The sequence below is a fragment of the Methylophaga sp. UBA1464 genome (genome assembly GCF_002325665.1).
Classification (GTDB): Bacteria; Pseudomonadota; Gammaproteobacteria; order Nitrosococcales; family Methylophagaceae; genus Methylophaga.
This window is the reverse complement of the sequence record NZ_DCSO01000079.1, coordinates 1-7,715: the sequence shown is the minus strand read 5'-3', so window position 1 is coordinate 7,715 and position 7,715 is coordinate 1. Positions and strand designations below refer to the sequence as shown.

Here is a 7,715-nt window from a genome sequence, read left to right as displayed (position 1 = left end):
ACCCACTGCCATCATGGTGGGCTCGGGATTGGGCGCAGAATCAGGTGTACTTATCCGCTCCGGCGAAGCCATTCAGTCTCTTAAGGACATCAAGGCCGTTGTACTCGACAAAACCGGCACCATCACCAGAGGCGAGCCCGCGCTCACAGATGTGATTGCTACCGCCGGCTTCAATGAAAGCGATGTACTTAGGTTCGCGGCATCTGTGGAAGCCGGCTCCGAACATCCTCTGGGGCAATCCATCGTGAATGGCGCCCGGGAAAAGGGGTTGGAGGTTCCTACAGTGGTGGACTTCCGAGCGATTACTGCGCGAGGAGTGGAAGGCCGTGTCGACGACCAGCTCATTCGCGTGGGCAGCCGCCGGCTTCTCAGCGAAGCCAATATAGAGTTGGGCGACCTCGAAGAAGTCATGATCCGTCTTGAAAACGAGGGTAAGACCGCCATGCTAGTTGCCGCCGGAGACCAGGCAGCCGGTATTGTCGCCGTGGCCGACACCATTAAAGAGGACTCGAAAGCTGCCATTGCCGCGCTTCATGAGATGGGCATTCACACTGTCATGATCACAGGCGACAACGAACGTACAGCTCGCCACGTCGCGAACCAGGTAGGGATCGACGAAGTTATGGCGGGCGTTTTGCCTGAAGGCAAGGTGGATGCAATTATGCGGCTGCAGGAAAAATATGGGCAACTGGTGGCCATGGTGGGCGATGGCATCAACGACGCCCCGGCACTGAAACAGGCCAATGTGGGTATCGCTATTGGTGCTGGCGCCGATGTTGCCATTGAAGCTGCGGATGTCACCTTGGTTAAAGGTGAACTAACCAAGGTGGTGGAGGCTATTCGCCTGTCCCGTGCAACTTTTCGGAAAATCGTTGAAAACCTGTTTTGGGCTTGGTTTTACAATGTGGCCGCGATACCCATTGCAGCTGTCGGCCTACTTCATCCGATGATCGGGGTGATCGCCATGACAACCAGCTCTTTGTCGGTGATTGGCAACTCACTGCGCCTTAAGCGGGTGAAACTGAATGTTGATAAATGACCCTGACATACATCTAACAGCGCTGTCTATAAGGCGGCATAGGAGAAACTAGATGGCAAGCAAACCCGGTTTTTGGACCAGCCTTCATGGTATGGCAACTCTTATACTTATTGGAGTGGCGCTCTATTTTATTTTCGTTGATCACAGTGCCCACATCCTTCCATATCTTCCATTTCTGATTATTTTGTTGTGTCCACTGATGCATATATTCATGCATAAGGGGCATGGCGATCATGGAGAAAACAGTAAAGACGAACATCAACACCAAGATGCGGAAGAAGCCTATCGCCGTGGTCTGGAAGATGGGCGAAAAAAAACGAATGACCGGCTGTAGTGTCATGTCAGGTCACAACCGTTAAACCAGAGGGGAATCTTCCCCTTGAAGTAAACCTAGGAGATAACTATGAAAAATCTTACCCGATCACTCATCATCACCGCCATCCTTACCGCGCCAGCTTTCGCCCAGGATGACCATCAGCATAATGACAAAATGCAAGACAACACCATGAAAATGCAGGATAAGGGAATGACTTCCATGCATGATCATATGCAGGAAATGCAAGCTCTGATGGACCGAATTCAACAAGAACAGGACCATGAAAAACGCCACCAAATGATGCAGGAACATATGACCGCCATGCAAAAAGGTATGAAAATGATGCATGGGGAGATGAAAGGTAAAACCATGGAACACAAAGGCAAGGAAGACTGCATGAGCATGATGGATGAGCGAATGAATATGATGCAGATGATGATGAACCAGATGGGAGAACATCAGATGGAAGAGAAAAAACTCCGCAAGCATATTCACAAGAAATAGCTGGTTTAGGTGTCCAGCATCCGAACTTCACGATGCTGGCCCCCCTGCACTCAAGAGTTTTTGGGGAAGCGTTCTATTTCTTGTTTATTACGCGATTTTTGTCCTTGGTCTTGAAAGCATTGCACCGGGATACATCGAACGTGTATGGAACCTGGATGCACTGAGTGGCCTGTTTCTTATTGGTATACCCTTGGAAGAGTTACTTTTTGCAGCCAGTTTTGGATATTACTGGACGGGCATTTATGAACATTTGACTTGGAAAAACCAAGTCAGATTTAATTAATGACTGCTATCGTCTTTATAGGGGTGTCCGAGATTACCCAATTCACCTTCCTCACTGAGATGAAGGAGAGCATCGTGAACCTTATCAAGCCACGACTGCTCCATATCTACCCCCGAGGCCAAAATATAATGCTCAATTTCATCAAGTGATATTTGAACCAAATCGTATTCAATTTCAAGCACTTTTTGATTAATTTTAGCTTGCGTCACCCCCATCAATGAATTTAAACCATTAATCAATTTAATTTTTAACTCCTCATTGTCAGGCAGTTCAAGCTTAATAAGTCTCTGTTTATTAACCCTTACACCATGTTGCTTGACTGATTTACCATGCTTGGGATCACCAATGTATAAGCTTGGCCGTTGGTTGAATCTGTCCTGACATTGTTGAGAACAAAACCAAAGATCAATGCCACGGAAATTTACAGATAATTTGTTATCTGCGACGGACATTTCACAAACAGGACAATTTTTTGACGGAAACATCAGAACCTCGCTCTTCTATTAGATATGAAACGCTAGAAAAGATTGTTAGTCACAGCAAAAATACCAGCACTTATGTCTACTGAAGATGACCATAAGCTTAGACCCTCAATAAATCCTGATGGTGAACATACCAGTGTTCGGCTGCCTTTATCTCAATCTTTTTTCTACTGGCTAATCGGTACACGCAATGAAATACAGTAATGCCTGATTAATGAAAGGAATCAATATCAGTATTCCCATCCAACCTGGGCACTCTGTACGCTGACAAAAACGCCAAACCGGAATAACAACGACAATGGCAAACACCAGCATCCACTACCAATGTCATGCGCACATGGTGTTACCAAAAATATTATCAGTCATCATGGTACTGCCCTCCACGTAAAATATTGTAATTAATGATGATGATGTAATTCAGCGGATCTTTTCAGGAAAATTTGCTCAGCAACTGCGATAATAATCATAGTAACAACCGCCACACCAATCACAAATGGATCAGTATTCAGTTTTACCCAGACAAAGCCCCCTAGCGCGAGCAAATCTAAAATAATCGCGGTAGTTGGCACCCATCTATTGGCGTTAATGTCTTCTCGCAAATAACGAAGAACGCCCCAATGAATGGCAATGTCCATAATTAGGTAAAACACGATACCCAGTGCAGCAATTCGAGACAGATCAAAAAATGCCGTCAGAATAAGTCCTAAAACGACCGTGTAGACCAATGTATGCTTTTGAATACTACCCGGCATACCGAAATGTCGATGCGGAACCAGTTTCATTTCCGTCAACATTGCCAGCATTCTTGAAACGGCAAAAATGCTGGCCAGAATACCGCCAGCAGTCGCCATCATGGCAATAGCAACCGTAAACCACACACCATATTCACCCAATGCCGGGCGCGCAGCCGCAGCAAGGGAATAGTCTTGTGTTTTGATGATTTCTGCCAACGATAAATTACTCGCCACAGCAAAACCGACCAAGCCATAAATGACCACACAGGCCGCGATAGAAATAACAATTGCGCGACCTACGTTACGTTTAGGATCTTTTACTTCAGAACCACTGTTAGTAATAGTGGTAAACCCCTTAAAGGCCAGTATCCCCAGTGCCGTTGCACCGAGGAAGTTGCCGAAGGTTCCTGCTTCTCCTGGGCTTGTAAAGTCGACAGAGATACTGTCGGCGATCCAAACACCTACCAATCCAAAAATGAGAATGCCCAGAATTTTCAAAATACCAATGAACGAGGCCACCCCCTGAATCAATTGATTACCTAAAAGGTTAATTATAAAAGCGGCCAAAATGAGCGAGACACCAAGCAAAGGCACCATAATGCCGCTTTGATCCCCACCGAAAAGTTGCATGGTGTATGAACCAAATGTGCGCGCGAGAAAGCTCTGGGCGATCACCATTGAAAAATACATCAGCAAAGCATTAAAAGCCGTTGGCAACCGGTTACCATAAGCTTTATGCAAATACATGCCAATGCCGCCTGCAGAGGGATAAGCGTTAGAAATTTTGATGTATGAATAGGCACTAAAACTAACGATTACTGCGGCGGCTAGAAACGCTAAAGGAAATAAAACACCTGTCATCTGCGCCATTTGCCCGGTAAGCGCAAAGATACCAGCACCAGTCATCACACCGGTACCGAGCATAACTGTTCCCGCTAAAGTGAGGCTTCCCTCCTTATAATGCGTTGTTCTGTCGTCATTGTTAGTCATTTACTCTCCCTCTTCAGTTTTACTAATTTTGTTACTCTAGTTAAAACCACATCCGAACCCCGGCAACAAAACCTGTTTCGATTTTATCGCCCCCTTCATCAGAGATTTGATTAGCCTTTTGACCTAAGGCCCGGCTCCAATAAACACCTATGTAAGGTGCAAACTCTCTAGAGATTTCATAGCGATAACGCAGTCCTATTCGAACATCGTTGAATCCACTGGGGCGATCGAACGCTTGGGCATCTGTGAGTCCAGCAGAAACTTCCACGCGTGGCTGTAAGTACGAAACTTGACTGAGGCGAATGTCGTATTCGGCTTCAAGTGATGCTGCTATGTCGCCATCTTCATTAATGATATCTGAAATTAATGTTGATGCTCAGAAGGTTTTTTAACACCTGCTTCCATATCATGGCCAGCATCACCATCTTTAGACATTACTTCATCTTTAGGCATACATTTCTGCATCATGGCTTGCATGACTGGATCCTTCATATCCATTTTAGAATGATCCATATCTTTCATAGCTGCACAGTTAGGTGCTTCTCCTTTGTTAATATGCTCTTCAGGGTTATGAGCTTGAGCAGATAGAGCCAACATTAATGCTGGCAACGCAACAAAATATGGCAAGGTTTGAAATTTCATAAAGTTAGTCCTAAATAGTATTAAAAGTATGAATAACTTGATTAAAGCAAAAATTATTAGCGGCAACACATAGTTAAATCTTGTCATTGCCTCTTAAGCTACATTTAATTGGATGAGCCAACATCACGATAAATTAAATTTGATTTCCGCTTGACCAGCGTTGGCTCAACTATTAAATCAACCTACTTTGAAGACTAACGGACGATTCTGTCACCTTGATGACCTAAACATTACAAAAACCTAATCCTTATGTAATCCTTTTTTTTTACCGTTTGTAGAGCATACGAACTATATTCTGCCCTACCTGCCTTTGTTAATTATTCTTTTGTGTTCACGATTTCCTTTGCTTATTACAAGGATTATGTAAGCCTCAGGCAGAATGTTCATCCTGTTTAACTATAGAGGACGTCCAACAAAGGGGCTTTAAGCAGGCTGGTAAAGATTGCAATAACGGTCACTAATCAAACTAAACACCTATGATTTAAAGTTAACCGTTGGACATTAATATAACGTTTTCCGACAGAGGAGAATCAATGAAAAAAATCGATAGTTCTCAAGAGCAGACAAGATCACAACGGCTAAACCATCACTGTACCTGCGTTACTCTAGATTGGTCAGCGATTATTCGCGATCTCAACAACCAATTGGGTGATAACGCTGAAGGCATCCTGTCTACTTCGGGCATGCGCCAATTCTTCTCAAATGCCGCGATTTTTGTTCCAAGTTCTGATCTTGAACAAATGCAGGCGATTGTTAAGGCAATCGAATCCGCTGCTTCACTTGCAGAATATCAGCAACAGATCATGTCTTGGGCACCTGAGAGTGCACGGCATAATCCCGGTCCAGTAGGCGCTTTTATGGGCTATGATTTCCACCTCAGTGAGGATGGTCCTCGTCTTATCGAAATCAATACCAATGCCGGTGGCGCTTTTCTTAATGCCATCCTGACTCGCGCCCAACTAAAATGTTGTAGCGGCAATACACAGGCGTCTTGGGCAAAAGATTTCGATGAAGCAGTCATTGCGCAATTTATAAGTGAATGGCGGGCCCAGAGAGGTAGCGGACAACCTGAGCGAATTGCAATCATCGACGATGCACCGGAAGAACAACATCTCTATCCGGAGTTCAAACTCGCGCAACAGCTATTCATCCAACATGGCATTGATGCCGTCATACTTTCACCAACGGATCTCAAATACGAATCAGGAGTCTTGTATGGTGATAACCAGAAAATCGATTTGGTTTACAACCGTCTGGTCGACTTTGGACTAGATGCACCTGAACATGCTGCTTTGCGTTTTGCTTGGTTAGAATGTGGCGCAGTTATCACCCCGAATCCTTATACACACGCCCTATTTGCTGATAAGCGAAACTTGGCCTTAATGTCAGATCAGCAGACTCTACTAGATTGGGGGTTAAGTACTGAAAATGCTGAACTTTTAAAAAAGGGTATTCCCCACACCATTCAGGTTACCGCCCATGATGAGCAATCACTCTGGCAACAACGGCGGCAGTGGTTTTTTAAACCGGTGGCAGGTCATGGCAGCAAGGGTGTCTATCGCGGCAGCAAGCTGACCAAAAGCACATTTGCACGTATTCTTGAAAGTGATTATGTTGCACAGGCCTATGTGCCACCCTCAGAACGTGTTGTGATGGTTGATAACGAACGTGAAATGCTTAAGGTTGATGTGCGATTGTATACTTACCGAGGGGAATTATTACTTGCTGCAGCAAGACTTTATCGAGGTCAAGCTACCAACTTACGTACACCGGGTGGTGGATTTGCACCTCTACTTTTGCAGCAAAGTTAGAAGAATGTGAATCAACATCTCGGCGTAATTGTTTATCGAGCCGCATCACCAGCCGGAAGAGTTTATCGCCCTCATAAATCAGCCTCAGATCCTGACCGCCAATGACCATTTGCTAGGCATTTTGTAAGGTTGCAATGTCCAGTCCCAGCAGGGTCAGATGTTCTCGCTGCGGATTAATTGATAACATCGGCAAACTGGTCACTTGTTCCATGCGCACATCTTTAGCGCCACTAATCTGTGCAACTGCTGCGGATGAAACGTACTCAGAGTCAGAACTATCTAGGAGGCAGACTCCGCCAGATAAAATATTTAAGTTAATAGTCGTTTTTATATGTGGTTTTTGTTTATTAGGATATACAGGTGGTATTTGTGTATTCCCCAACACCGAAGTACTAGTCCTCACACATTAAATTCTTATTAAATTTATGACTGTGTCTGTTGAGCTAAGCGACGGAGCTTTCATGCAAGTAATAATTTACTTCGGGACTGTGTTAAATCAGGTATTGCTATGTTTGTGGAGAAACAACAGTTAATTTGAGATTAATCTCACCACGGCTGTACATCTGAGTTAACGCATCAAAATAAATTTTCTTTAGTGCGATTTAATGGCTCAATATGAAGTAGAGATTCGGGATGTTGAAAAACTGAGCTGTAAAGCAGCCTCTGAGTCTTCGGGTTTTGTCTGTGACGTAAAAGTAACATCATTTTCTGAGTTCACTGGAGAGCAATCAGCAGCCTCCAGCATTCGACTTGTTGAGAGTGATGACGGTTGGGAAGTCATTCAATAATAAAAAGCAAAACCTAAAAGAAGTACTCACCAGCGCAGTAATGGTTTCGATTCTTTTTTTGTTATTCCCAGCGACAGTAAGCTTTCCTAATACACTTATTATTCAGGGTAAGCGGATTAAATGGTT

General features: G+C 44.4%; 10 protein-coding genes. 6 read left to right on the top strand and 4 right to left on the bottom strand.

Annotated features, from left to right (window positions below; translation table 11 throughout):
* The 4 genes from B3O33_RS09970 to B3O33_RS09955 all read left to right on the top strand — a co-directional run.
* Positions 1–1,039, top strand: a 1,039-nt coding sequence (locus B3O33_RS09970; protein ID WP_292363518.1) for a heavy metal translocating P-type ATPase, incomplete at its 5' end; no start/stop codon positions are given.
* A 52-nt stretch (positions 1,040–1,091) separates the two neighbouring features.
* Positions 1,092–1,373, top strand: a complete 282-nt coding sequence (locus B3O33_RS09965) for a DUF2933 domain-containing protein (protein ID WP_041354475.1) — start codon at positions 1,092–1,094, stop codon at positions 1,371–1,373.
* Between the two features lie 69 nt (positions 1,374–1,442).
* Positions 1,443–1,859, top strand: a complete 417-nt coding sequence (locus B3O33_RS09960; protein ID WP_104934737.1) for a hypothetical protein — start codon at positions 1,443–1,445, stop codon at positions 1,857–1,859.
* Positions 1,813–2,142: a lycopene cyclase domain-containing protein gene (locus B3O33_RS09955; RefSeq protein ID WP_339612373.1), complete on the top strand. Its 330-nt coding sequence runs from the start codon at positions 1,813–1,815 to the stop codon at positions 2,140–2,142. The genes B3O33_RS09960 and B3O33_RS09955 overlap by 47 nt, the downstream gene beginning before the upstream one ends.
* Here the strand turns inward: B3O33_RS09955 and B3O33_RS09950 are convergent.
* The 4 genes from B3O33_RS09950 to B3O33_RS09935 form a co-directional block, all read right to left on the bottom strand.
* Positions 2,139–2,627, bottom strand: a complete 489-nt coding sequence (locus B3O33_RS09950) for a YHS domain-containing protein (protein ID WP_136554448.1) — start codon at positions 2,625–2,627, stop codon at positions 2,139–2,141. The genes B3O33_RS09955 and B3O33_RS09950 overlap by 4 nt on opposite strands.
* Before the next feature lie 395 nt (positions 2,628–3,022).
* Positions 3,023–4,348: an APC family permease gene (locus B3O33_RS09945; RefSeq protein WP_292363517.1), complete on the bottom strand. Its 1,326-nt coding sequence runs from the start codon at positions 4,346–4,348 to the stop codon at positions 3,023–3,025.
* A gap of 40 nt (positions 4,349–4,388) precedes the next feature.
* Positions 4,389–4,700, bottom strand: a complete 312-nt coding sequence (locus B3O33_RS09940; RefSeq protein ID WP_292363525.1) for a copper resistance protein B — start codon at positions 4,698–4,700, stop codon at positions 4,389–4,391.
* An 11-nt stretch (positions 4,701–4,711) separates the two neighbouring features.
* Positions 4,712–4,990 carry a hypothetical protein gene (locus tag B3O33_RS09935; protein WP_136554452.1) on the bottom strand — a complete coding sequence of 93 codons (279 nt, stop codon included), beginning with the start codon at positions 4,988–4,990 and terminating at the stop codon, positions 4,712–4,714.
* Positions 4,991–5,523: 533 nt separating this feature from the next.
* Between B3O33_RS09935 and B3O33_RS09930 the strand changes: the two genes are divergently transcribed.
* Together B3O33_RS09930 and B3O33_RS09925 are read left to right on the top strand one after the other, a co-directional pair.
* Positions 5,524–6,801: a hypothetical protein gene (locus B3O33_RS09930; RefSeq protein ID WP_136554454.1), complete on the top strand. Its 1,278-nt coding sequence runs from the start codon at positions 5,524–5,526 to the stop codon at positions 6,799–6,801.
* Between the two features lie 605 nt (positions 6,802–7,406).
* Positions 7,407–7,589, top strand: a complete 183-nt coding sequence (locus tag B3O33_RS09925; RefSeq protein WP_168800185.1) for a hypothetical protein — start codon at positions 7,407–7,409, stop codon at positions 7,587–7,589.
* Positions 7,590–7,715: the final 126 nt, after the last annotated feature.